At 71.7% G+C, this 24,554-nt stretch carries 23 protein-coding genes; 7 read left to right on the top strand and 16 right to left on the bottom strand.

Annotation, left to right across the window (positions count from 1 at the left end; all coding sequences use genetic code 11):
• Positions 1 to 64: 64 nt before the first annotated feature.
• The 4 genes from ACF1AK_RS28380 to ACF1AK_RS28365 all read right to left on the bottom strand — a co-directional run bounded on the left by ACF1AK_RS28380 (position 65) and on the right by ACF1AK_RS28365 (position 6,014).
• Positions 65 to 1,858, bottom strand: a complete 1,794-nt coding sequence (locus tag ACF1AK_RS28380) for a bifunctional metallophosphatase/5'-nucleotidase (protein ID WP_391501678.1) — start codon at positions 1,856 to 1,858, stop codon at positions 65 to 67.
• A gap of 238 nt (positions 1,859 to 2,096) precedes the next feature.
• Positions 2,097 to 3,446, bottom strand: a complete 1,350-nt coding sequence (locus ACF1AK_RS28375; RefSeq protein WP_391501677.1) for an ATP-binding protein — start codon at positions 3,444 to 3,446, stop codon at positions 2,097 to 2,099.
• A gap of 38 nt (positions 3,447 to 3,484) precedes the next feature.
• Positions 3,485 to 5,059: an SCO6880 family protein gene (locus ACF1AK_RS28370; RefSeq protein ID WP_391501676.1), complete on the bottom strand. Its 1,575-nt coding sequence runs from the start codon at positions 5,057 to 5,059 to the stop codon at positions 3,485 to 3,487.
• Between the two features lie 7 nt (positions 5,060 to 5,066).
• Entirely contained in the window at positions 5,067 to 6,014 is a 948-nt protein-coding gene (locus ACF1AK_RS28365) for a hypothetical protein (protein ID WP_391501675.1), read from the bottom strand.
• On the opposite strand from ACF1AK_RS28365, the gene ACF1AK_RS28360 reads away from it, so the two are divergent.
• Positions 6,004 to 6,168, top strand: a complete 165-nt coding sequence (locus tag ACF1AK_RS28360; protein WP_387673152.1) for a hypothetical protein — start codon at positions 6,004 to 6,006, stop codon at positions 6,166 to 6,168. The genes ACF1AK_RS28365 and ACF1AK_RS28360 overlap by 11 nt on opposite strands.
• Positions 6,169 to 6,351: 183 nt before the next feature.
• Here the strand turns inward: ACF1AK_RS28360 and ACF1AK_RS28355 are convergent, their stop codons facing one another.
• Both ACF1AK_RS28355 and ACF1AK_RS28350 read right to left on the bottom strand, forming a co-directional pair.
• Entirely contained in the window at positions 6,352 to 7,173 is an 822-nt protein-coding gene (locus tag ACF1AK_RS28355; protein WP_391501674.1) for a hypothetical protein, read from the bottom strand.
• Positions 7,174 to 7,517: 344 nt separating this feature from the next.
• Positions 7,518 to 7,868 carry a hypothetical protein gene (locus tag ACF1AK_RS28350; RefSeq protein WP_391501673.1) on the bottom strand — a complete coding sequence of 117 codons (351 nt, stop codon included), beginning with the start codon at positions 7,866 to 7,868 and terminating at the stop codon, positions 7,518 to 7,520.
• 248 nt (positions 7,869 to 8,116) lie between these two features.
• Between ACF1AK_RS28350 and ACF1AK_RS28345 the strand changes: the two genes are divergently transcribed.
• Together ACF1AK_RS28345 and ACF1AK_RS28340 are read left to right on the top strand one after the other, a co-directional pair.
• Positions 8,117 to 9,319, top strand: coding sequence for an NlpC/P60 family protein (locus tag ACF1AK_RS28345; protein WP_391501759.1), 1,203 nt, complete (start codon positions 8,117 to 8,119; stop codon positions 9,317 to 9,319).
• A gap of 195 nt (positions 9,320 to 9,514) precedes the next feature.
• Positions 9,515 to 10,240, top strand: coding sequence for a phosphatase PAP2 family protein (locus tag ACF1AK_RS28340; RefSeq protein WP_391501672.1), 726 nt, complete (start codon positions 9,515 to 9,517; stop codon positions 10,238 to 10,240).
• 22 nt (positions 10,241 to 10,262) lie between these two features.
• Here ACF1AK_RS28340 and ACF1AK_RS28335 read toward each other — a convergent pair whose 3' ends face one another.
• The gene (locus ACF1AK_RS28335; RefSeq protein WP_391501671.1) at positions 10,263 to 10,451 is read right to left on the bottom strand and encodes a hypothetical protein; all 189 of its coding nucleotides are present in this window, start codon (positions 10,449 to 10,451) and stop codon (positions 10,263 to 10,265) included.
• A gap of 166 nt (positions 10,452 to 10,617) precedes the next feature.
• Here ACF1AK_RS28335 and ACF1AK_RS28330 point away from each other — a divergent pair, with 166 nt between their 5' ends.
• Positions 10,618 to 11,559 (top strand): hypothetical protein, encoded by a 942-nt coding sequence (locus tag ACF1AK_RS28330; RefSeq protein ID WP_391501670.1) that lies wholly within the window; start codon positions 10,618 to 10,620, stop codon positions 11,557 to 11,559.
• A 208-nt stretch (positions 11,560 to 11,767) separates the two neighbouring features.
• On the top strand, positions 11,768 to 11,989 hold the full coding sequence (locus tag ACF1AK_RS28325; protein WP_391501669.1) for a hypothetical protein: 222 nt from the start codon (positions 11,768 to 11,770) through the stop codon (positions 11,987 to 11,989).
• A 36-nt stretch (positions 11,990 to 12,025) separates the two neighbouring features.
• Here ACF1AK_RS28325 and ACF1AK_RS28320 read toward each other — a convergent pair whose 3' ends face one another.
• On the bottom strand, positions 12,026 to 12,433 hold the full coding sequence (locus tag ACF1AK_RS28320; protein ID WP_391501668.1) for a metal-sensitive transcriptional regulator: 408 nt from the start codon (positions 12,431 to 12,433) through the stop codon (positions 12,026 to 12,028).
• A gap of 348 nt (positions 12,434 to 12,781) precedes the next feature.
• Here ACF1AK_RS28320 and ACF1AK_RS28315 point away from each other — a divergent pair, with 348 nt between their 5' ends.
• Both ACF1AK_RS28315 and ACF1AK_RS28310 read left to right on the top strand, forming a co-directional pair.
• Complete coding sequence (locus ACF1AK_RS28315) at positions 12,782 to 13,402, top strand: DUF47 family protein (RefSeq protein WP_350553137.1); 621 nt, start codon at positions 12,782 to 12,784, stop codon at positions 13,400 to 13,402.
• Positions 13,403 to 13,407: 5 nt separating this feature from the next.
• On the top strand, positions 13,408 to 14,406 hold the full coding sequence (locus tag ACF1AK_RS28310) for an anion permease (protein WP_391501667.1): 999 nt from the start codon (positions 13,408 to 13,410) through the stop codon (positions 14,404 to 14,406).
• A 156-nt stretch (positions 14,407 to 14,562) separates the two neighbouring features.
• Here the strand turns inward: ACF1AK_RS28310 and pstB are convergent, their stop codons facing one another.
• The 8 genes from pstB to mshD all read right to left on the bottom strand — a co-directional run bounded on the left by pstB (position 14,563) and on the right by mshD (position 24,430).
• Entirely contained in the window at positions 14,563 to 15,339 is a 777-nt protein-coding gene (gene pstB, locus ACF1AK_RS28305; protein ID WP_391501666.1) for a phosphate ABC transporter ATP-binding protein PstB, read from the bottom strand.
• A 45-nt stretch (positions 15,340 to 15,384) separates the two neighbouring features.
• Positions 15,385 to 16,461 carry a phosphate ABC transporter permease PstA gene (gene pstA / locus ACF1AK_RS28300; RefSeq protein WP_391501665.1) on the bottom strand — a complete coding sequence of 359 codons (1,077 nt, stop codon included), beginning with the start codon at positions 16,459 to 16,461 and terminating at the stop codon, positions 15,385 to 15,387.
• Positions 16,462 to 16,528: 67 nt separating this feature from the next.
• Positions 16,529 to 17,509 (bottom strand): phosphate ABC transporter permease subunit PstC, encoded by a 981-nt coding sequence (gene pstC, locus ACF1AK_RS28295; protein ID WP_391501664.1) that lies wholly within the window; start codon positions 17,507 to 17,509, stop codon positions 16,529 to 16,531.
• Positions 17,510 to 17,657: 148 nt separating this feature from the next.
• Complete coding sequence (pstS, locus tag ACF1AK_RS28290) at positions 17,658 to 18,794, bottom strand: phosphate ABC transporter substrate-binding protein PstS (RefSeq protein WP_391501663.1); 1,137 nt, start codon at positions 18,792 to 18,794, stop codon at positions 17,658 to 17,660.
• A gap of 244 nt (positions 18,795 to 19,038) precedes the next feature.
• A complete protein-coding gene (locus tag ACF1AK_RS28285; RefSeq protein ID WP_391501662.1) occupies positions 19,039 to 19,590 on the bottom strand; it encodes an NUDIX hydrolase in 552 nt (183 codons plus the stop codon).
• Position 19,591: 1 nt separating this feature from the next.
• On the bottom strand, positions 19,592 to 20,680 hold the full coding sequence (locus ACF1AK_RS28280; protein ID WP_391501661.1) for a CHAD domain-containing protein: 1,089 nt from the start codon (positions 20,678 to 20,680) through the stop codon (positions 19,592 to 19,594).
• Between the two features lie 240 nt (positions 20,681 to 20,920).
• Complete coding sequence (locus ACF1AK_RS28275; RefSeq protein WP_391501660.1) at positions 20,921 to 23,098, bottom strand: RNA degradosome polyphosphate kinase; 2,178 nt, start codon at positions 23,096 to 23,098, stop codon at positions 20,921 to 20,923.
• Between the two features lie 336 nt (positions 23,099 to 23,434).
• Positions 23,435 to 24,430: a mycothiol synthase gene (gene mshD / locus ACF1AK_RS28270; RefSeq protein WP_391501659.1), complete on the bottom strand. Its 996-nt coding sequence runs from the start codon at positions 24,428 to 24,430 to the stop codon at positions 23,435 to 23,437.
• Positions 24,431 to 24,554 lie beyond the last annotated feature (124 nt).

Raw genomic sequence — 24,554 nt, 5'->3', positions numbered from 1 at the left:
GGAAAGGGGCGGGGCGCCCCGACAGCGCCCCGCCCCGGCCGGCCCCGGGCCGGCGATCCCCGGCTCAGCCGGTGGTGGTACCCGCGGCGATCACCTTGATCCGGTCCTGCGCCGGAGCCTTCAGCGGCGCGGCGGCCGAGCTGTTGGCGCCGAGGTAGGCGGTGAAGACGTCCAGGTCGGAGGCGCCGACGAGCTTGTCGGTGCCGGCCGCGAAGGCCGGGAAGCCGTCGCCGCCGCCGGCCAGGAACTCATTGGCCGCGACCCGGTACCCGGCGGCCGGGTCGATCGGCGCGCCGTTGAGGCGGATCGAGTCGACGACGACCCGCTCCGCGCCCTTGTTGCGCATGTCCAGCGTGTAGGTGAGGCCCTTGGACGGCTGGAGGATCTTCGGCGAGGCCTCGTTGGAGCCGCTGACCTGCTGCTGCAGCAGCTGGACCAGCTGGGCCCCGGTCAGCGTCTTGACCTGCATCATGTTGGTGAACGGCTGGACGGCGAACGCCTCGCCGTAGGTCACCACGCCGTCGCCCTCCGCGCCGGTCGCCCGGTAGACGAGGTCGGAGCGGATGCCGCCGGGGTTCATGAAGGCGACCTGCGCGCCGCCCTTGTCGGCGGGCGCGAGGCCGGCCTGCTGGGCGTCGGCGATGACATCGCCGAGCGGCTTCTCCGGGTCGTTGTTGCCGCGGCCGTTGATGTCCGAGGCGATGTAGCCCACCGGGCGGTTGGAGATCGGCGCGGCCAGCTTCGAGTAGTGCTCGATCAGCTGGGTCATGTCCGGGGCCTTCTCGACCGTCCGGCGCACGATGTGGTTCTCGGCCTTGACCGACGGGCGCACGATGGTGCCGGTGGTCCGGTCGAGCTTCAGGTCGATCTCGGTGTACAGCCGGCCGAAGGAGGCGGCGCTGGTCACCGACCGCGGCACGCCCTGCGGGTCCGGGATGGTGCAGGCGTACGCCCCGTGGGTGTGGCCGGTGACGATGGCGCCGACCGCGGGGTCGATGTTCTTGGCGATGTCGACGATCGGGCCGGAGATGCCCTGGCCGGCCGCGCCGCAGTCGTAGTTGTAGGTGCTGCTGGCCGGCAGGCCGCCCTCGTGGATCAGTGCGACGATCGAGTTGACGCCCTTGGCCTTCAGCTCCGCGGCGTACTTGTTGATCGTGGCGACCTCGCCCGCGAACTTGAGGCCCTTGACGCCCTCGGCGGTGACGATGTTCGGCGTGCCCTCCAGGGTGACGCCGATGAAGCCGATCTTGACGCCCTGGGACTTGGTCACCCAGTACGGGGCGAGCAGCGGCTTGCCGGTCTTCTCGCTGGTGACGTTCGCCGACAGGTAGTTGAAGTTGGCGCCCTTGAACGTGCGCCCCTCCTCGTAGCACCCGTCGGTCGGGTGGCAGCCGCCGTTCTGCAGCCGGAGCAGCTCGGCAGAGCCCTCGTCGAACTCGTGGTTGCCGACCGAGGTGACGTCCAGGCCGAGCTTGTCCAGCGCCTCGATGGTGGGCTCGTCGTGGAAGAGCGCCGAGGTCAGCGGGGAGGCGCCGACCAGGTCGCCGGCGGCGACGGTGATCGAGTCGTCGGCGGGGATGCGGGCCTGGCGCAGCGCGGTGGCGAGGTACTCCACGCCGCCGGCCGGGGTGCTGACCGGCTGGCCGGTGGCCGGGTCGATCTCCCGGATGGTGCCGGAGGAACCGGCCGGGGGCTCCAGGTTGCCGTGCAGGTCATTGATGGCCAGCAGCTGGAGGTTGACGGTCTTCGGCTTGTTGGCGGTCGCGGCCTGGGCCGCGGACGGCACGGCCACCGTGCCGACGAGGCCGGCCGCGGCGACGACGGCCAGCGCCGACCGCCGAGTTCTGACGGAGAGCATGTAGGGGGTCCCCTGCACCTGTGAGAGCGCCCAGCTGTGGACAGGCCCGGGCGCGCGAGACGAGTGTCGTTGCGCGAGTGCAGCCTAGGGTCAACGCGCGTAGCTGTCAGGCCCCCGGACGTAACGACAGGGTGACCCACGGACGAATCGTCGTCGGACTTTCCGCGCCGGCCGCCCGCCCGCGCTGCCGCCCGCGCAGCCGCCCGCGCGGACGCCGGCCGATCTGCCGGGAGCGGCCTCAGACGCCCGGCTCGGCGGCCAACTGCCGCTCGGCGCGCACCCGTTCGGCCACCGCGTCCTCGGTCATCGCGCGGTCGGTGTAGACCAGCGGACGCTCCGCCTCGGTGATGATGTGCTTCACCACCTGGACGTTGCCGTTGACGTCCCAGACCGCGATGCCCGGCGACAGTGTGGGGATGATCTCCACGGCCCAGCGCGGCAGGCCGAGCACCCGGCCGGTGGCTCTCGCCTCCTCGGCCTTCTGCATGTAGATGGTCCGGGTGGAGGCCATCTTCAGGATCGCCGAGGCCTCCTTGGCCGCCGCCCCGTCCACCACGTCCGACAGGTGGTGCACCACGGCGACGAAGGACAGGCCCAGCCGGCGGCCGAACTTCAGCAGCCGCTGGAACAGCTGGGCCACGAACGGGCTGTTGATGATGTGCCAGGCCTCCTCGACCAGGAAGATCCGCTTCTTGCGGTCCGGCCTGATCCAGGTGTGTTCCAGCCAGACCCCGACGATCGCCATCAGGATCGGCATCGCGATCGAGTTGCGGTCGATGTGCGAGAGGTCGAAGACGATCAGTGGCGCGTCCAGGTCGATGCCCTCGGTGGTCGACCCGTCGAACATGCCCCGCAGGTCGCCGTCGACCAGCCGGTCGAGCACCAGCGCGACGTCCAGGCCCCAGGACTGCACCTCGTCCACCGCCACGCCCAGCGACTCCACCGACGACAGCTCGGGGTTGCGCAGGGTGTCGATGATGTCGTCCAGCACCGGCTGACGGTCCCGGACCGTCGCCACCACGTGCGCGTGCGCGGCCTTCAGCGCGAAGCCGGCCCGCTCCTCCAGACCGCGCCCCATCGCCACCTCGATGATGGTGCGCAGCAGCGACAGCTGCCCGGTCTGGGTGATCGCCGGGTCCAGCGGATTGAGCTTCACCCCGCCGTCCCGGGCCGCCATCGGGTCCAGCCGGATCGACTTTATGCCCAGCGCGTCGGCGATCAGGTTCCACTCGCCGACCCCGTCCTCGCCCTGCGCGTCCAGCACCACCACCTGCCGGTCCCGGAAGCGCAACTGACGCAGTACGTACGTCTTCTCCAGCGCCGACTTGCCGTTGCCGGACTCCCCCAGCACCAGCCAGTGCGGGGCCGGCAGCTGCTGGCCGTACAGTTGGAACGGGTCGTAGACGTACCCCTTCCCGCTGTACACCTCCCGTCCGATGATCACCCCGGAGTCGCCGAGGCCCGGCGCGGCGGTCGGCAGGTAGACCGCCTGCGCCTGACCGGTGGACGTGCGCACCGGCAGCCGGGTGGTCTCCACCTTGCCGAACATCAGGCTGGTGAACGCGTCGGTGAGGTTGCCGATCGCCATACGGGGGCCTCCAGATCAGTCGCTCGCCCGGTGCCCGCTCAGCGGCGGATACCGGTGGCGAACGGCAGGGTGTTGACGAACGCGCGGTGGTGCTCGCGGTCGCACCACTCCAGCTTCAGGTAGCTCTTGCCCGCCGAGGCGCGGATGGTCCGCTTGTCCCGGGCCAGCGCGTCGGGGTTGCGCGAGGAAACCGTGATGTAGCCGACCAGGTTGACGCCGGCCGCGCCGGACGCCAGGTCGTCACCGCGCTGGTCCACCCGGCCGCTGTGGGCCAGGTCGCGCGGGTCGACGGTGCGGTTCATCTTGGCGGCGCGGCTGGCCTCCGCCTCGTCGTTGGTCTTCTCGGTGAGCATCCGCTCGATGGCGACGTCGGTGGGCTCCAGGTCCATCGTCACCGCCACCGTCCGGATCACGTCCGGGGTGTGCACCAGCAGCGGCGCCAGGAAGTTGACGCCGACCGGGGTCAGCGGCCACTCCTTGATCCACGCGGTGGCGTGGCACCACGGCTCCCGGGTCGCCGACTCGCGGGTCTTCGCCTCCAGGTACTGCGGGTGGGTGGCGTCCAGCTCGGCCGGCCAGGCGTTGCGCTTCGACATCGCCTGGATGTGGTCGATCGGGTGGTCCGGGTCGTACATCGAGTGCAGCAGCGAGGAGAGGCGGGCCTGGCCCAGCGGCTGGCGCACCCGGATGTCCGCCTCGGCCAGCCGCGCGCAGATGTCGGTCAGCTCGCGGGCCATCACCGCGGCCAGCCCCTCGTCGTCCCGGGCCCGGCGCCCGGTCGCGGTGCGGCCCATCGCGTGCGCCTCGGCGGCGAGGTCCCGGGTGTAGTGCATGCACGCCACCAGGTACGCCCGGTGCTGCTCCGACGAGGTCGACACCATCGACTGCAGCTGGTCGTACGAGTCCTTCAGCCAGTTCGGCGCGCCCGGGTCGCCGCGCCGCTCCACGTCCTTGGCGTGCGCGTCCGGGTCGGCCGGCAGGGTGCGGGCCAGGATCTGCAGCCGGGTCACGAAGCCGTCCCCGTTCGCGACGTGCTTCAGCAGCGTCCCGAACCGGTCGACCAGCGCCTCCTGGTCCTCCGAGTCGCGCAGCCCGACACCCGGGCCCTCGATCTCGATCGCCGCCGTCACCGTCCGCCGCTCCAGGTGCATCAGCACCCCGACCTCGTCCGGCCCGAACGGCGCCGACAGCCAGCGCAGCCGCCCCACCCCGGGCGGCGGCCCGATCTCCACCTCGCGGCCGTCCAGCCGCGTCCCGGCGTCCATCGCGTCCGACTTCCACACCGCCCGGCCGCTGCGGACCGTCCGGCGGTAGGTGCGGTTGATCTCCACCCACTTGTAGAACGTCCGGCGCCGGTACGGCACGTACACCGCCGCGATCGCCAGCGCGGGCAGGCCGACCAGACCCGCGATGCGCAACGGCAGGATCGGCATCATCAGGCCCCAGACCATGCCGAGGAAGGCCCCGAAGATGATCAGCACGATCTCGCCGGACTCCCGGTTCCGGCCGATCGGCGCGTTCGGGCGGGCCTTGCCGATCAGGTAGGTACGGCGCTGGTGCACATACGGCTGGGCGTACTGGGCGCCGTACTGGCCGAGCGGTTCGCTGCTCACTTACCCGTCACCCTCCCTTCGCTGGATTGCTGTCGCGGGCCGAGGACTGCGCCGGCGGCCCGGCCTGCTGCGGCGGCGCGGGCGTGCGCGCCGCGTGGGCGGCGATGCCCGGGGCGACCGACCCGCCGCCCGGACCCGCCCCGCCCCCGGCGCCACCCGGCTGCGGACCGCGGTCGCCGTGCGTGCTGATGCCCTGCCGCATGAAGTTCGCGGTCCCGTTGATCATCGCCGATCCGGCCGACACCGCGCTCGCCCGGGCACTGCGCATGCTCATGATCTCGTCCCCGAAGCCCGGGACGAACCGGTACACGGCGGCGCTGGCGAAGATCGACAGGAAGAGGATCGCCAGCCCCGACAGCACCCGGGCGAAGTCGTCGCTCGCCCCCGCCCCGGCCGACACCGCACCGGCCAGCCCGAGGATGATCACGATGATCGGCTTCGCCAGGTCCACCGCCACCATCACCCCCGCCCAGCGACGCACGTGCTTCCACAACTGCTTGTCCACCAGCCCCGCGTACACCGCCGTCCCCAGCAGCGCGCCCACGTACAGCATCGCCGCCCGGATCAGCAGCTCGATCCAGAGCACCGCCGCCGCCAGCACGGCCACCAGTGAGGTGATGATCAGGATCAGCGGCCCGCCGCCGATGTCACCCTTCTCCAGGGTGTCCGCGAACCCGCCCAGGTACGTCCCGGTGTCCGACTTCGTCCCCACCGCGACCGCCTTGGTCAGCCCGTCGGTCGCGCTCACCACCGTGTACAGGATCAACGGCGTGAACGCCGACGCGACCACCGTCAGCCACAGGAACCCGATCGCCTCCGAGATCGCCGTCGCCAACGGCGCCCCGCGCACCGCCCGCTTGGTCACCGCGAGCAGCCACAGCACCAGGGTGATGATCGTCGACGCGGCGAACACCACCGCGTACTGCTGCAGGAACGACGCATTGGTGAAGTCCACCTCCGTCGTGCCGTCGATCGCCCCCGACAACTTCCGCACCACCCACGCCGCCGCCTGCGCACACCCCTTCGCCAACGACCCCAGCGGATCCGTCACCGTCCCCACCGTCCCGCTCCCGGGCAGCGACGCCCCGCCGCCACCGGGAGCGCAGTAGACGTCGTTGCCGGGAAGGGGGATCCCCGGGCAGTTCGAGTTCGGAGTGCTGGGGGTCGGGGTCGGGGTCGCCGTGGGCGAGGGTTCGGCGAAAGCCTGCTGAGCCGTCAGAACGACCGTCAGGATGCCCAGGGCCGAACCTCCGGAGAGCCTCGCCATCATGCGCGGCGTCTTCCGGTCACCTTCAGCGCGCATAGCGGAAGCCTCCGAACTGCTCGACGGCACCTGTGATCTCCTCAGCGGTCGCGGCCTGCTGGTCCGGTGGTACAGGTGCCGGGCCCGATACCCGGCTGTAGTCGGTGAGTTTCCAGTCGTCGCCCACCCACCGCAGGCTGAGAGTGAGTGTGAACCACTCCTCCGAGACGGGCCGGATCGAGCGCTCACCGGCGATCCCGAAGAGTCCCGTGCACCAGACCTCCACCTTCGCGCTCTCGGCCGTGTAGCCGCTGCTCTTCGTCCCCACCGGCACGGTCCGGCTTACGAAGGTCATCCCCTTCGGGGCGCGCCCCTGCGCGTCCACCCCGAACCTGGCCGCCGTCTCCGGCGAGAACCCCTGGTCCAGGCGGGACTGGAGGGTGGGGGCGGCGGCGGGGTCGGCGATGGTGGTGATGATGGTGTGGCGGGTGTCGGTGCGGAACATGTCGGCGGAGCCGATGGCGACCGCGTAGTTGGACGCGGCGGACTGGGCGCCCTGGTCGGTGTGCGGGAAGCCGGAGGCGATGCCGTTGACGGTGGTGGTGACGGGCTGGTCGCCGCTGGGGGCGGGGCCGGCGCCGGAGGCGGGGGTGGTGGCGGCCCGGTCGGCGGAGCCGCCGGCCTTGGCGCTGCCGGGGTTGGGACGGCCCCGGTTGGCGATCGAGATCGCCAGGACGAGCAGCGCGACGACCAGCAGGACCGTCAGCGCGGTGCGGACCGGGTGCGCCTGACGCTGGCTCGGCTGGGAGGAGGGCTGTTCGCCGACCGGCAGCCGCGTACGGGTGTGCGGCTGGTCGTCGGACAACGGCACGGCGGCCCTCCTGGTGCGGGGAGCCGGCTGGCGGCTCCGGGGGCCCCTCCGGCCGTGGGGCGGGCGCGGAGGGAAGGGGTGGTGGATGGATTCCCGGCGGGGCTCCGGGCATGCACGGATGCCCGGACAGGCGGTCGGACGGTCAGACGATCGGACAGGTCGGCCGGCACGGACGGCACGCCGTCCTCCGCCCGCCTCCCGGCGCTCCGAAGGGTCCAGAGGGTCCGAAGAGTCCGAAGGGCCGGAAGGGTCCGAACCGCCGGATCAACCCCGGTCGACCCGGATCAGACCCGATCGCCCCGGATCGAACCCGATCCGCCCGGACTGTCCGATCTGCCTGATCGTCAGATCGCCATGCCGTACACAATGGTGAACAGAGTGCCGAGTGAACCAATGATGAACACGCCGGTCAGCCCGGCGATGATCAGCCCCTTGCCCTGTTCGGCGCCGAAGCTGTCGCGCATCGCGGTGGCGCCGATCCGCTGCTTGGCCGCGCCCCAGACGGCGATGCCCAGGCAGGCCAGGATGGCCACCGCCATGACGACCTCGACCATCACCCGGGCCTCCGACCCGAGGCTCGCGAACGGGCCCCAGTCCGGGGCGATCCCGCCGATGATGGTGTCGATGTTCGGCTTCTTTGGAGGGTCCTCGGCCAGGTGGCCGATCGCGATGCTCTGCACGCTGCTCTGGTTCATTTCCATCTCACCGCCCGATCAGGCAAATTCAAGGGCCCAGACCCCGCCCGCGCGAAGGGTCGGTACCTATTCTTGGCCAGATCTGATGTCGACTTGGCTACTTCTCGCGGATTGGTCGTGAGGCATCGGACACGTACGCGAGGATGTCCACCGTACGAAGGATAGCGCTCACTCTTTGTATCTCTGATGATTGCGGTGAGCAACGCCTTCCGGGACACTTCGACTGACGATTCGTCGGGATGGTGCTGATGGTACTCCGGAAGGGCGGTATCGCCGCCGCTGCCGCGGGAGTTGTCCTCGCCGGCTTCATCGGCCTGGTGACGGTCGGGACGTATGCGGCGAGCGGGACGCCACAGCAGCGGGGCAATGCCGCGGGGCTCTCCCCGGGAACCGTTCCGGCCGCGTTCCAGGGGCCGATCGAACAGTGGGGGCGGCTGTGCCCCGATCTCTCCCCCCCGTTGCTCGCGGCGCAGTTGTACCAGGAGAGCGGTTTCGACCCGCGGGCCCGTTCCGGGGTCGGGGCGGAGGGGCTGGCGCAGTTCATGCCGGGCACCTGGGCGTCGTACGGAACCGACGGCAACAACGACGGCCGGCGGGACCCCTGGGACCCGCTGGACGCCATCGCCTCCGCCGCCACCTTCGACTGCGCGCTCGCCAGGGACGTCGCCAAGGTGCCGGGCGACCGCCAGTCCAACATGCTGGCGGCGTACAACGCCGGGCCGGGCGCCGTGTCCAAGTACCAGGGCGTGCCGCCCTACCGGGAGACCCAGGGGTACGTGCGGAACATCCTGGCGACCGCCCGCAGCTTCGCCGCGCCGGCCGACCCGGCCGCCCCGGTGGAGGTCTCGGCGCAGTCGGCGGGCGCGATCTACTTCGCCCAGACCAAGCTCGGCACCCCGTACCTGTGGGGCGGCGACGGAAAGCCGTGGCAGAACGGGCGGTTCGACTGCTCCGGGCTCACCAAGGCCGCGTTCGACAGCGTGGGCATCAAGCTGCCGCGGGTCGCCAACGACCAGTGGTACGCCGGGCCGCACCCGTCGCGCGACCAGCTGCGGCCGGGCGACCTGGTGTTCTGGGCGACCGATCTGGGCGATCCGCGGAGCATCCACCACGTGGGCATCTACGTGGGCGGCGGGTACATGATCAACGCGCCGCACACCAACGCGGTGATCCGCTACGACAAGATCGACACCCGGGAGTACATCGGCGCCACCCGGGTCACCTCGGACGGCGCCCAGGCCCTGCCGGACCGCAACGACGAGGGCACCGTGATCGCCCCGAGCCGGCCCGGCGAGCCGGCCCAGACCCCGGCCCCGAACCCGCCCGCCCCGGCCGCGCAGGCGGCGGCCACGGCCGCCCCGGCCGGCCGGCCCGGCTCCGCCGCGGCGGCCGTGGCCGTCGCGACCGCCGCCGGTGCGGCAGGTCCAGGTCAAAAACCCGCAAAGAACTGAACCCCGCCCACCCGCCGGGTGTGCGCGCGGTGTGGACGCTGAGTCAAGTTTCCATAACTGCCTGTTTCCGTGGAACGCTGTCCACCGGTGATGACGTTGTGTCCGGTGGTCCCCCGTCAACCGCCCCGACCAGGGCGGCGGCGGCCGGACCACGGCGCGATGACCAGATGCAGCGGACCCGGAAGGAGGTGCGGCGTGTCGACGCCGCTTGCCGACACGACCAACCCCGACCTCGACCTGCTCTACGCCGTCAACGGTCTGGCCAGACACGCCCCGGACTCGCTGGACCACCTGGTCTCCTGGATCGGCGAGTACGGCATCCTGATCGGCCTCGCCCTGCTGGGCCTGGTGGGCTGGTGGCAGGCCCGGCGGCGCCCGGACGCCCCGGTGGCCGTCGCCGGGCTGCTCTGGGCCCCGCTCTCGGTCGCCATCGCCGAGCTGGCCAACCTGCCGATCTCGGCGATCGTGGACCGTCCCAGACCCTTCGTGGACCACTCCGGTCTGGAGGTGCTGGTCGAGGGCAAGGCCGGCACGCACTCCTTCGTCAGCGACCACTCCACGATGTCGATGGGCATCGCGGTGGCGCTCTTCCTGGTGAACCGCAGACTCGGCTGGATCGCCGGCGGCCTGGCCCTGCTGCAGGGCTTCTGCCGGATGTACATGGGCGTCCACTACCCGACCGACGTGCTCGGCGGCTTCGCGCTCGCCACCGCCGTGGTGCTGCTGCTGGCGCCGATCGCGATGGCCGTGCTCGTCCCGCTCTGCCACGCGCTCGCGCGCACGCCGGCGGCCCCGCTGATCCGCGCCGGACGGGGCGCCGAGCGGGCCGGGGGCCGTCCGGGCGCACGGAGCCGGCGCGGCGGGGCCCGGAGAGCGGTCCGCACCGAGGAGCAGCCGCGGGAGTCCGACCTCGCCGCGTGAGCGGGACGGCCGCCGGCCGGGCCTACCCCGGGTCCGCCTCGGCGGCGAGGTGGTCGTCCGCCTCCCGCCGGGTCAGGTCGCGCGAGCGCCGGGCCGGGGAGTACCAGCCGCAGGTGCAGGTCGCGTGGCAGAAGGAACCGCGCTCGCTGATCACGACGCGGTGCTCGGGCATCCGGGCGGTGCCGGGAACGGCCGGCAGCTCACTGTGCACGTGCCTCACGGTAACGCGCCGCGGGCCCGGCGCGCGACGCGTGGGACACGCGGGTCACCGCGTAACCCCCCGGGCCCCAACTCGTTTGCCCGGAAAGAGCTCTGCCCACCCGCTGACGGTGGCCGGCGGGGCAGTCGGGCCCGAGGGGGTTGTCGCGAGGATGAAGATGACCGACCAGCAGCGCACCGGTCGAACCGGCGGCCGCACCGAGCGGCGGGCGCGTCCGGTGGCGGGTGCCGCCCTGCTCGCCGCCGTACTGGCCGGGGCGGCCGCCCTGGCCGGCTGCACCCCGGACGGCGCCGCCGGCACCGACGGCGCGGATGCCGCGGCCGCGCCGCCGGCGAACGGCGCCGTCGACCAGGTCTCCGCCGACCGGCTCGCGGCCGACCCGCTGACCGCGGTCCGGGCCGCCGCCGACGTCACCGGCCGGTCGGGCACCGCGCACGCCACCACCGAACTGGTGACCGAGTCTGCCGAGAAGAAGGCCGTCTTCACCGGCACCGGCGGCTACGACTACACCAAGCGGATCGGCCGGCTGGAGGTCCAGGTGCCGCCGGGCGCCGCGACCACCGGCAAGATCGTCGAGGTGCTCCTGCCCGGCACGGTCTACCTGCAGAACAGCGGCGCCAAGGTGCCGGAGGGCAAGTGGGTCAAGCTGGACGTCCGCCAGCTGCCGGACGGCAACCTGGTCAGCGGCGGCGCCACCGACCCGTCGTCCGCCGCGGGGGCGCTGCGCGGCGCCCAGAAGGCCGAGCTGGTCGGCACCGAGTCGCTCGACGGGGTGGCGCTGAAGCACTTCCGCGGCACCCTGGACCTCGCCAAGGCGGCCGACGCCACCGGCGGGCGCGGCGGGGACGGCCTGCGGATGGGGGCGCAGACCTTCACCGTGAAGGAGGTCCCCTACGACGTCTGGCTGGACGAGCAGGGCCGGCTGCACAAGGTGGTCGAGGTCTTCACCTTCGCCGGGGTGGCCGGGTCCAAGGAGGCGAAGGACCAGGTCAAGGTGGTCTCGACCACCACGCTGAGCGACTTCGGCGCGCCGGTGGAGGCGGCCGAGCCGCCGGCCGCGGACATCTTCGCGATGAAGCCCACCGAGAGCCCGAAGTAGCGCGCCCGGGGGGCCGGTGCGGGCGCCGCAGGTGGGGGCGCGAGGGGAGGCCGCCGCTCCGGGTGGGGCCGGGAGCCTCCGGGCCCACCCGTTTCGGCGGCGCGGAGATGGCCCGTCCGTGCCATGTGGACGGGCCCCGAAGTGCCTAGGCTGGACGTCGGGTGGCTGCCGCCCGGGCTGGCGAGGCGCTGAAGGGGTGGTGCAGGTGATGTCGTCCACGGACGGCCGCAGCGGCGGCCACGAGGCCGCGGCCCTCGACGAGATCGACCTGGCCGGTGAGCTGATGATCGCCGCCACGGCCAGCAGCGGCGACCGGCTGCCGACCGAGCGGATCGACGAGGTGCTGCTCGACCGGCCCGACGGCGGTCCGGCCGCCGGGCCGACGCCGGGCCCGCAGGATCCACCGGGGCTGCGGGGCCGGGAGGGTTAGCGAGGGTCGGGGGTGCGCCGGGGCGTCCCGGTGCGGTCAGCTGCGCAGCAGCCGGCCGATCGCCGCGGTGGCCTCGGCGACCTTGGCGTCCAGCTCGGTGCCGCCCTCCTCGGCGGCGGCCGCGACGCAGTGCCGCAGGTGCTCCTCCAGCAGCGAGAGCGCGAAGGACTGCAGGGCCTTGGTGCTGGCGGAGACCTGGGTGAGCACGTCGATGCAGTAGACGTCCTCGTCGACCATGCGCTGCAGGCCGCGGATCTGGCCCTCGATCCGGCGCAGCCGCTTGAGGTGCGCGTCCTTCTGGGCGCTGTACCCGTGCGGGCCGTGCCCGGGGTGGGCGGTGTGGGCGGTGTGGGCGTCCGGCGTCTTCGGGAGTGCAACGTGCTCGCCGTGCGGTTCCGCCCCGGGCGCCTGCTCCGGCCCGGTGCGCGCTTGCGTGGTGGTCATCGGCCCGCCTTCGTCTGAGTGCCTGGTGGCTGCGTCGGCCTCCAGTGTCCAACACCCGGGCCCGTCGTGGTGTTCCTCCGGCGCCGCCGGCCCGGTCCGGCCGCGTCCCGCGCGGTTCCCCCGTCCGGGGAACACCCCGCTCTTCCCGCCGCACGGCAGGGGCAATCCGGGCGAGGTTCCGTCAGACTGGGGGCTCATGCCCGCACCTGTCGTGCGGACCGGATCCACTGCTGCGGCAGCCGAACGGAAGGGGAGGTTCCGGCTCCTCTTCGAGCACCCCGTTTGCGTGATGGCGCTCGGTTGCACCTAGCATCGTTCAGTCCCCTACCCCGCACATCGGAGATTTCCGTGCGTTTTAGCCTGACCCCGAAGGAGACGAGCTTCTACGACATGTTCGCCGCCGCCGCGGAGAACCTGGTCGTCGGCTCGAAGCTCCTGCTGGAACTGCTGGGATCAGACGTGTCGGCCCGCGCGGAGATCGTCGAGCGCATGCGCGCCGCCGAACACGCCGGAGACGACACCACCCATGCGATCTTCCACCAGCTGAACTCGTCCTTCATCACGCCCTTCGACCGCGAGGACATCTACACCCTCGCCTCGTCGCTGGACGACATCATGGACTTCATGGAGGAGGCCGTCGACCTGGTCGTCCTCTATGACATCCAGACCCTGCCGAAGGGCATCGAGCAGCAGATCGAGGTCCTGGCCCGCGCCGCCGAGCTGACCGCCGAGGCGATGCCGAACCTGCGGAGCATGTCCAACCTGACCGAGTACTGGATCGAGGTCAACCGACTGGAGAACCAGGCCGACCAGATCCACCGCAAGCTGCTCGCCCACCTCTTCTCCGGCCAGTACGAGGCCATCGAGGTGCTCAAGCTGAAGCAGGTCGTGGACGTCCTCGAACAGGCCGCGGACGCCTTCGAGCACGTCGCCAACACGGTGGAGACCATCGCGGTCAAGGAGTCCTGACCCCCGTGGACATGGCAGCACTCATCGCCGTCGTCGGCGTTGCCTTCTTCTTCACCTACACCAACGGCTTCCACGACTCGGCCAACGCGATCGCCACCTCGGTCTCCACCCGGGCGCTGACGCCCCGGGCGGCGCTGGCGATGGCCGCGGTGATGAACCTGGCGGGCGCCTTCCTGGGCAGCGGGGTGGCGCACACCGTCTCGCAGGGCATCATCGCGACCCCGACCGGCGACCGCGGCATGGCGATCCTGTTCGCCGCGCTGGTCGGCGCCATCGCCTGGAACCTGGTCACCTGGTACTTCGGCCTGCCGTCCTCCTCCTCGCACGCGCTGTTCGGCGGCATGGTGGGCGCGGCCCTGGCCGGCGGCACCGAGGTGATCTGGAGCGGCGTCATCGACAAGATCATCATTCCGATGATCGTCTCCCCGGTGGTCGGCCTGGTCGGCGGCTTCCTGGTGATGCTGGCGATCCTCTGGCTCTTCCGGCGGGCCAATCCGCACCGGGCCAAGCGCAACTTCCGGGTCGCCCAGACGGCCTCGGCCGCCGCGATGGCGCTCGCGCACGGCCTGCAGGACGCGCAGAAGACCATGGGCATCGTGGTGATGGCCCTGGTCATCTCGGGCCACCAGGGCCAGGGCGACCCGATCCCGGTCTGGGTGAAGATCTCCTGCGCCACCATGCTCTCGCTGGGCACCTACGCCGGCGGCTGGCGGATCATGCGCACCCTGGGCCGGAAGATCATCGAGCTGGACCCGCCGCAGGGCTTCGCCGCCGAGGCCACCGCCTCGACGGTCATGTACATCACCTCGTTCGTCTTCAAGGCGCCGATCTCCACCACGCACGTGATCACCTCGGCGATCATGGGCGCCGGCGCCACCAAGCGGATCCGCGCGGTGCGCTGGGGCGTCGCCAAGAACATCGTGCTCGGCTGGTTCATCACGATGCCGGCGGCCGCCGTGGTCGCGGCGCTGGTGTACTGGTTCGTCCACCTGTTCTGGGGCTGACGGACGGCACCGGACGCGACAGGGCCCGCCCCCACATCCGGGGAGCGGGCCCTTCATCATGCTCCGCGGCGGCACCGCCATGCAGCACCACGAAGCAGCTCTGTGTCCGTCACGCGCGACGGTGGAGCGCCGCCCGGGCGGACCGGGCGGAGCCGGTCACCCGAAGCGGCCGGAGATGTAGTCCTCGGTCGCCTGCACGGACGGGTTGGAGAAGATCCGCTGGGTGTCGTCCAGCTCGATCAGCTTGCCCGGCTGGCCGACGCCGGCCAGGTTGAAGAAGGCGGTGCGGTCGCTGACGCGGGCCGCCTGCTGCATGTTGTGCGTCACGATGACGATGGTGAACTGGGACTTCAGCTCGCCGATCAGGTCCTCGATGGCGAGGGTGGAGATCGGGTCCAGGGCCGAGCAGGGCTCGTCCATCAGCAGGACCTGCGGCTCGACCGCGATGGCACGGGCGATGCACAGACGCTGCTGCTGGCCGCCGGAGAGGCCGGCACCCGGCTTGTTCAGCCGGTCCTTGACCTCGCTCCACAGGTTGGCACCCTTGAGCGACTTCTCCACCACGCCGTCCAGCACGGACTTCTTGCGCACGCCCGCGAGCTTCAGCCCGGCGACCACGTTGTCGTAGATCGACATGGTCGGGAACGGGTTCGGGCGCTGGAAGACCATGCCGACCGAGCGGCGGACGGCGACCGGGTCGACGCTGGAGCCGTACAGGTTCTCGTCGTCCAGGAGCACCTTGCCCTCGACGCGGGCGCCCGGAATCACCTCGTGCATCCGGTTGAGGGTCCGTAGGAAGGTGGACTTGCCGCAGCCGGAGGGACCGATGAAGGCCGTCACCGAGCGGGGTTCGATGGACATCGAGATGTCCTCGATGGCCTTGGTGGAGCCGTAGTAGGCGGACAGTCCGCTGACGTCGATGCGCTTGGCCATGATCGTTCGTCTTCTCTCAGTCTTCGTCGTACGTCAGTCGGTCGCTCAGTGCCCGGCCTTGGGCGAGCGCCAGCGGGCGATGCCCCGGGCGATGAGGTTGAGCCCCATCACGAAGGCGATCAGCACCAGCGCGGCACCCCAGGCACGGGCGTAGCCGTAGTCGTTGTTCACCACGGCGTACTGCTGCCAGATGTACATCGGCAGGGACTGCTGCGGTCCGTCGAACGGGTTGTTGTTGATGTACGCGGCACCGAAGACCAGCATCATCACCGGAGCGGTCTCACCCGTGATGCGGGCGACCGCGAGCATCACACCGGTGGTGATGCCGCCGATGGCGGTGGGGAGGACGATCCGCAGGATGGTCTTCCACTTCGGCACACCGAGGGCGTACGACGCCTCGCGCAGCTCGTTCGGGACGAGCTTGAGCATCTCCTCGGTGGAGCGGACCACGACCGGCATCATCAGGATCGCCAGCGCGAGGCTGCCCGAGAAGCCCGAGTAGTTGAAGCCGAGCGCGATGTTCCACAGGGACAGGATGAACAGACCCGCGACGATCGACGGGACACCCGTCATGACGTCGACGAAGAAGGTGACCGCCTTGGCGAGCGTGCCCCGGCCGTACTCGACCAGGTAGACGGCGGTCAGCAGACCGATCGGGGCGGCCATCAGGGTGGCCAGCAGGACCTGCTCCACGGTGCCGATCAGCGCGTGGTAGATGCCGCCGCCGGGACCGGCCGAGCGCACGCCCATCATGGAGTGCGACAGGAAGTTGCCGTCCACGACGCCGATGCCCTTCTGGACCGTGTAGACGGTCAGCGAGAGCAGCGGGACGACGGCCAGGATGAAGGCGACCCAGACCACCGAGGTGGCGAGCCGGTCCTTCGCCTGCCGGCGGCCCTCGACCTGCGCCGAGAGCACGTAGCTGATGATCACGAACAGGATTGCGGAGATCAGGCCCCACTGGAGCTTGCTCTCCAGACCGCCGACCGCGCCGATGCCGCAGCCGAGGACGATCGAGCCGGCGGCCACACCGATCGGGGTCCACTTGGGCAGCCGGTTGGCGGTCAGCGGGCGGCCCACCGGACGGGCGTCCGCCGGAACCGAGGTCGTAGCGGCGCTCATGCGACCTTCCTCGCTTCGCTCGTCAGGGCGCATGCGCGCAACACGCGGGGTTCGATGATTCGCTCGCTCATGCGTTGGCCCCCGAGTACTCCTTGCGGCGGGCGACGATCAGCCGCGCGGCACCGTTCACCAGCAGGGTGATCACGAACAGGACGAGACCGGAGGCCATCAGCGCGTCCCGGCCGAAGGGCTGGGCCTCGTTGAACTTCAGCGCGATGTTCTGCGCGAAGGTGCCGCCGCCCGGGTCGAGCAGGTGCAGCGAGAGGACGTTGCTGGAGGAGAGCACGACGGCGACCGCGATGGTCTCGCCGAGCGCGCGGCCGAGGCCGAGCATCGAGGCCGAGATGATGCCGGGGCGGCCGAACGGCAGCACCGCGGTGCGGATCATCTCCCAGCGGGTCGCGCCGAGCGCGAGCGCCGCCTCCTCGTGCATCCGCGGCACCTGCCGGAAGACCTCACGGCTGACCGCGGTGATGATCGGCAGGATCATGATGGCCAGCAGGATGCCGACCGTGAACAGGTTGCGCGGCGTGGTGCCGGCCCGGGACTGGTCGAAGATGTACGTCCAGCCGAGGTACTCGTCCAGCCAGCTGTTCAGTCCGCCGAGGTGCGGCACCAGGAAGAGCGCGCCCCACAGGCCGTAGATGATGCTGGGCACGGCCGCCAGCAGGTCCACCAGGTAGGCGAACGGCTGGGCGATCCGGCGCGGCGCGTAGTGGGAGATGAACAGCGCGATCCCGATGGCCACCGGGACGGCGATCACCATCGCGATCAGCGCGCTGACGATGGTGCCGAACGCCAGGACGGCGATGCCGAAGACCGGCTTCGGGGCGTCCGGCGTCCACTCGAAGGTGGTGAGGAAGTTGCCCTCGTTCTTGGTCAGGGCGACGCCCGAGCGCCAGGTCAGGAAGCCGGCGATGGCGGCCATGACCACCAGCAGCAGGATGCCCGACCCTCGGGACAGGTTCATGAAGATCTTGTCGCCGACCCGGCTGTCGCGCTGGCGGCGTTCCCTGCCCCGCGGGGAGGCAGGGGTGGATGAAGTCATTGGTCTACTCCGGTCTGGTGGTGCGGCCCCGAGGGGGCGGCACCCTGGCGGCGGTGCCCCGGACGTGGTGCGTTTCTTCGGTGCTTCCCGCCGTGGCGGCCCCGGCCCCCCTCGTTCACGGGGCCGCCACGGCGGAGGTCCTACTGGGTCAGGCGAGCGAACCGATGACGGTGTTCACCTTGTCGGTCAGCGACTTCGGCAGCGGGACGTAGCCCGCGTCGCCGATCGCCTTCTGGCCCGCGTCGCTGGCGGTGTACGCCAGGAAGGCCTTCAGGGTGTCGAGGGTCTCGGCCTTGTTGCCCTTGTCGCAGGCGATCTCGTAGGTGACCAGGACCAGCGGGTAGGAGCCCTCGTCCTTGGTCGCGTAGTCGAGGGTCAGCGCCAGGTCGCTGCCGGTGCCGGCGATCTGCGCCTTGGCGAAGGTGTTCGCGGCGTTGGCCGCGGTGGCCTCGACCGGCTTGGCGGCACCGGTGGCGATGGAGGCGCTCTTCAGGTTGTTGGTCTGCGCGAAGGAGAGCTCGGCGTAGCTGATCGAGTTCTTGACCTGCTTCACCTGGGCCGAGACACCGGCCGAGCCGTTGGCACCCTGGCCGCCCTTGCCGGCCCAGGCCTTGCTGGCCGGGTAGGTCCAGGCGCCGCCCGAGGTCTTGGCGAGGTACTTGGTCAGGTTCTCGGTGGTGCCCGAGTCGTCCGTGCGGTGGAAGGCCTGGATGTCGGCGTCCGGCAGCTTGGCGCCCGGGTTCAGGGCGGCGATCGCCGGGTCGTTCCACTTGGTGATCTGCGAGTCGAAGATCTTGGCGATGGTCGGGGCGTCCAGGACCAGGTTGTCCACGCCGTCCACGTTGTAGACGATCGAGATCAGGCCCGCGACGAGCGGCAGGTTGATGCCCTGGCCACCGGTGCAGACGGCCTTGCTGGCGTCGACCTCGGCCGGCTTCAGCGCCGAGTCCGAACCGGCGAACTGGATCTTGCCCTGGTTGAACTGCTGGACACCGGCGCCGGAGCCGCCGCCACCGTAGTTGACGGTGGCGCCCTTGCAGGCCGCCTCGAAGTTGTTCTTCAGGATGTCGATCGCGTTGCCCTGCGCGGTGGAACCCGCGGCGACCAGCGCGGTCGGCTTGGAGCCACAGTTGATCGCGGCGGCGGCCGAGGAGCCGGAACCGCTGGGGGCGGCGGCGTTGCCACCGTTATCGTCCGAGCCGCAGGCGGCGAGCGACAGCGAGCTGACGAGCGCCATGGCACCGATCGCGAGGGCCTTGGAGCGGCCGTTCCGCTGGAGCTTCACAGGGTGTCCCTTTCTGTGGCATTGCCCGGCGCGCGGGCCCTGCCGAGCAGGGCGAAGCGCGGGTTTTGCTGAGGTCCGGGGCCCGTACGGCCCGCCGGTGACACCGAAGTTAGGCCGGGTAGGTGACGCGTCAGCCGGTCGGAAGTGAACGGGGAGTGAACCTCGAACGGATGACAGGAAACTACGTCAGGTAGTAACGGTTGCGTCACGGCAAGAGCGCAGGGAGATCACTTCCACTGTTCCTTCACGTCTCCCGCCCCCGCAACCGCACCGGCCGCGCACCCAGCAGCTCCAGCAGCGCGTCGACCAGCCCCCGGTCCTGCTCCCGGGACAACCGCGCCCGCGCCTTCCCCGCCGGCAGCCACTCCAGACGGTCCACCTCCCGGTTCGGCCGGAACTCGCCCTCCGTCGGCACCGCCGCCCAGTACCGGACCTCCTTCGGCCGGCCCTGCGCCAGGTAGTGCTGGGTCGGCAGCTCCGCCCCCAGCACACAGCCGAACCCCGTCTCCTCCCGCACCTCGCGCAGCGCCGCCTCGACCACGCCCTCGCCCGGGTGCAGCTTCCCCTTCGGCAGGCTCCAGTCGTCGTACTTCGGCCGGTGGATCACCGCGATCCGCGGCCGCCCCAGCCGGCCGCTCTTCTTCGGGCGGCCCGGCAGCCAGAGCACCGCCCCCGCCGCCCGCACCACCGGCCCGCCGGACACCGCCCGGCCGGCCGTCGTCCGGACGGGCCGCGACCCCGCGTGCCGGCCGTCCTGCGGCACCGGCCGCCCGCCCGCCCCAGGCCGTCCGCCCATCTCAGGCCGTCCGCGATTCCGCCGCCGACCCCCAGCCCTCGGCCGGCGGCAGCTCCAGCCACGCCTCCGTCCCCGGCGGCAGCTCCGGCCACCGCCGCCCGAAGGCGTACCGCGCCGCCTCCACCTCCAGCCGCTGGTCCGCGTGCACCACACCCAGCACGTACGCCGTCGCCGGGGTGATCCGCGGCGTGCGGGCCGCCGTCGCCGCCGTCACCGCCGCCTCCGAGGCCTCCTGGTGGCGCAGCAGCACCCGGTCCAGCTCGTCCAGCACCGCCGACGGCCGCCCGCACACCTCCAGCGCGTACCGGGCCCGCCTCACCAGCACCCGGGTCCGGTGCCACGGCGCGTCGTCCGCCGCCAGCGCCGCGTCCGCGTCCAGCGCGCCCCGCGCGCTCGGCACCGCCCCCAGCCGGCGCAACCCGTCCCCGCCGTAGGGCGTCGACGCCCGCTGCAGGGGCAGCTGCTGGACGCTCACCGCCAGCGCCCCGAAGGCGGCCGCCGCCTGCGGCACCAGCACCGCCCCCGCCCGGCCGTCCGCCGACGGGGCCAGCGGCGCGTCCGCCACCAGCAGGGTCATCCGGTCCGCCAGCGCGTGCAGCCGCGCCGAGCGCAGCTCCTGCAGCACCGAGGAGTGCGCCCTGGTCCGGGCCAGGGTCAGCTGCCGGTCCAGCAGCGCCCGCGCCTTCGGCGCCCCCGCGTGGCCGGCCAGCATGCCCGGCCCCTCCGCCTCGCTGCCGCTCAGCCCGTCCAGCGCGCCCAGCAGCCGGGCCGAGCGCCGCACGTACCCCGGCTCCAGCGCCAGCAGGTTCAGCAGCCAGGCCAGCTCGGTCCGCGACTCCTGCGCCCAGACCGGCTCGAAGGAGGCGGAGAAGGTGGTCAGCAGCCCGTTGATCCGCCGCACCGCCCGCAGCAGGTCGGCGGTGCCCTCCGAGGGGACGACGGACGCCGCACCCGGTCTCGCACCGACCTCGCCCACCGCCAGCGGCAGCGCGCGCAGGAACGCGCCCGCCAGGGCGGTGAGATGGCTGGAGAGGATGTCCCCGGCGGTCGCGGTGGAGGCCGCCCGGTCCGTCATCGGCGCATCGGTCATGGCTAGGTAGATCCCCGTTCCCCCGGGGCCGTCCCCGGGGCTGGTGGCCGACCGCTCAGCGGGTCCCTGCCGCTCAGCGGCTCGCGTCGGTGGGTCGCGCGGGCGCGTCGTCGAGTCTCGTTCCGTCGTGTCCCCCGGCGGCGTGGCCCGCACCGGTCGGTCCGGTGCGGGCCCGCCGCGCGGCGTCGCGGCTCACGTCGTCACGTCTGGCGTCAGCGGGGTCGTGGCGGCGACCTGCGGTCATCGGGCGGTAGGGGCCCGACGACGCTGACGCGAGTCGATGAGCAGGTCCTGGACGTGCCGCAGCGGCGTGCCGTCGGCGTCCTGGGCGTGCCGGGTCCAGGACCCGTCCGCCCCGAGGTGCCAGGACTCCGTCTCGTCCGACATGCCCAGGTCGAGCAGTCCGGACAACTCGGTCCGGTGCGCCGGGTCGGTGATCCGCAGCAGCGCCTCGATCCGGCGGTCCAGGTTGCGGTGCATCATGTCGGCGCTGCCGATCCACACCTCCGGATCGCCGTTGTTGCCGAAGACGAAGATCCGCGAATGCTCCAGGAAACGCCCCAGGATGCTGCGCACCCGGACGTTCTCGCTCAGCCCCGGCACCCCCGGCCGGATCGCGCAGATGCCGCGCACCCACACGTCCACCGGCACCCCGGCCTGCGAGGCGCGGTACAGCGCGTCGATCACGGCCTCGTCGACGATCGAGTTGACCTTGAGCTTCACGTGCGCCGGGCGGCCGGCCCGGTGGTTGGCGATCTCGTTGTGGATCCGCGCCACCAGGCCGTCGCGCAGTCCGCGCGGGGCGGTCAGCAGCCGGCGGTAGGACTCGCGGCGCGAGTAGCCGGAGAGCCGGTTGAAGAGGTCCGAGAGGTCCGCGCCGACCTGCGGGTCCGAGGTCAGCAGCCCGAGGTCCTCGTACAGCCGGGCCGTCTTCGGGTGGTAGTTGCCGGTGCCGACGTGCGAGTACCGGCGCAGGGTGTCGCCCTCCTGCCGGACCACGAGCGACAGCTTGCAGTGCGTCTTCAGCCCGACCAGGCCGTAGACCACGTGGCAGCCGGCCTCCTCCAGCTTGCGGGCCCACTTGATGTTGGCCTGCTCGTCGAAGCGGGCCTTGATCTCCACCAGCACCAGCACCTGCTTGCCGGACTCCGCCGCGTCGATCAGCGCGTCGACGATCGGCGAGTCACCGGAGGTCCGGTAGAGCGTCTGCTTGATCGCCAGCACGTCCGGGTCGGCCGCGGCCTGCTCCAGGAAGGCCTGCACCGAGGTGGAGAAGCTGTCGTACGGGTGGTGCAGCAGCACGTCCCGCTCGCGCATCGCGGCGAAGATGTCGGGCTGCGACGCCGACTCCACGTCGGTCAGGCCCCGCGCGGTGCCCGCAACGAACTTCGGGTACTTCAGCTCCGGCCGGTCCAGCCCGGCGATCCCGAACAGCCCGGTGAGGTCCAGCGGGCCGGGCAGCGGGAAGACCTCCGCCTCGGTGATGTTCAGCTCCCGCACCAGCAGGTCCAGGATGTAGGGGTCGATCGACTCCTCGACCTCCAGCCGCACCGGCGGACCGAAGCGCCGCCGCATCAGCTCCTTCTCCAGGGCCTTGAGGATGTTCTCGGTGTCGTCCTCCTCCACCTCCAGGTCCTCGTTGCGGGTGACCCGGAAGGCGTGGTGGGCGAGCACCTCCATCCCCGGGAAGAGCTCCTCCAGGTGCGCGCCCATGACGTCCTCCAGCGGCACGTACCGCTGCGGGGAGGCCTCCAGGAAGCGCGCGAGCGACTGCGGCACCTTCACCCGGGCGAAGTGCTTGTGCCCGGAGACCGGGTTGCGCACGACGACTGCCAGGTTCAGGGAGAGCCCCGATATATAGGGGAAGGGGTGCGCCGGGTCCACCGCCAGCGGGGTGAGCACCGGGAAGATCTTCTGCCGGAACAGCGTGTGCAGCCGCGCCTGCTCCTTCTCCGCCAGCTCGGACCAGCGCACCACCTCGATGCCCTCGGCGGCGAGGTCCGGCAGCACCTCCTGCTGGAACGCGGCGGCGTGGCGGGCCATCAGCTCGCGCGAGCGGGTCCAGATGAGGTCCAGCACCTCGCGCGGCTGGAGCCCGGACGCGCTGCGCTGGGCGACGCCGGTGGCGATCCGGCGCTTCAGGCCGGCCACCCGCACCATGAAGAACTCGTCGAGGTTGCTGGCGAAGATCGCCAGGAACTTGGCACGCTCCAGCAGGGGGATCCCCGGATCCTCCGCCAGCTCCAGCACGCGTTCGTTGAACGCGAGCCAGCTGCGTTCGCGGTCCAGGAAACGGCCCTGCGGCAGTTCCTCCAGGTCCTGCTCATCGGTGACCGTCAGTTCCGGCGGTATCCCGAGCGCGCTGGACAACCGCGCGGGCGGGGACAGCGGGGCAGGGACGGGGCGGGGGATGCTCATGGGCTCCAGCTCCTCCAGCAGGACGGCGTCCGGACGCGAAATGCTTTTCGGGCCGTCGCCCTCGCCCATCACCAACGCCCAACCACCCGGCGCGGTCGTCACAGAACCGGTCGGCACGTGCCGGCCGATGCTGCACGAGCGAGACACTACGGACTTCATCCTGTGATCTTCGCGGCATTAATTGAATCCACGGTAAACACCGCATGGCCAGGAGGAAAGCTGAGGCGGTCGGGGCCGGGGCCACAGGCGCACGCCCGTTGCCCCGGCCCCGCTGTTTCCGCTAGGCGGCGCCGGGGCGCCCGTTCCCGGCGGTCACCCTCGGTCACCGGAAGGCGGTCACCGGGAATTCGGCTTCGCGACCGCGGCGCGATACATCAAATCGACTTCGTGGACGGTGAATCCCAGCCTTTCGTACACCCGCACCGCCGCCGGATTGTCCGCGTCGACATAGAGCAGCACGGTCTCCAGACCGCGTTCGCCGGCCGCGGCGTCACCGCCCGTCAGGTGGCGCAGGCCGGCCGCGGTCAGCGCCCGGCCGAGACCGCTGCCCTGCTCGGCCGGATCGACGCCCACCACGTAGACCTCGCCGAGCGCGGGCCCGGCCGCGGTCGCCGGGTGCACCTTCGTCCAGTGGAAGCCGACCGGCTTGCCGTCCCGGGTCGCGAGGAAGAAGCCGGCCGGGTCGAACCAGGGCTCGGCCAGCCGGTCGGCGAGGTCGCGCCCGGTCCAGGCGCCCTGCTCCGGGTGGTGGGCGAAGGCGAGGGCGTTCAGCCGGAGCCACTCGGCGTCGTCCTCACCGGGCCGGAACGTCCGCAGCTCGATCCCGTCCGGAAGCGGGACGGCCTCGGTCTGCGGCCCGGTGCGCCGCATCTGCCGCAGCTCACGGACCAGCTCGGCACCGTACTGCCCGGCCAGGTGCCGGGCCGCCGGGTGTCCGCCGTGCACCCAGAAGTCGACGTGCCCCCGGCCCGCCCGCCCCGCCTCGGCGAGCACGGCGTCCACCAGCGGCCGTCCGAGGCCCCGGCCGCGGGCGGCGGGCGCCACGACGAGCTCGGCCGCCGGATGGGCGGTGCCGCTCTCGGGGACCTCCAGCTGGCCGTAGCCGACGGCCTCGGCGTCCGTACCGGTGGTTTCGAGGAAGTGGGTCACTCCGGTCCGTGCCGCCTCCGAGGAGCGCAGGCGCAGGCGCCCCTGTTCGGACACGGCCTCCCGGCCGTCCACGCCCTGGGCGTCCGCCAGGATCCGCAGGGCCGCGTCCCGCTGTGCCGGCCGCAGTACGTCGGAGGCGAGAACCGTGATCGCGTCGCCCGTTGTTGCCGTTCCATCGTCCATGCCCTGACGATACGTCAACGGACAACGCGAAGAACCCCCGCCGGAATACCGGCGGGGGTTCTTCTCACAATTTGTTCGGCGGCGTCCTACTCTCCCACAGGGTCCCCCCTGCAGTACCATCGGC

The organism is Kitasatospora sp. NPDC015120 (genome assembly GCF_043080305.1).
Taxonomy (GTDB): Bacteria; Actinomycetota; Actinomycetes; order Streptomycetales; family Streptomycetaceae; genus Kitasatospora.
This window is presented reverse-complemented; position numbering and strand designations above follow the sequence as displayed.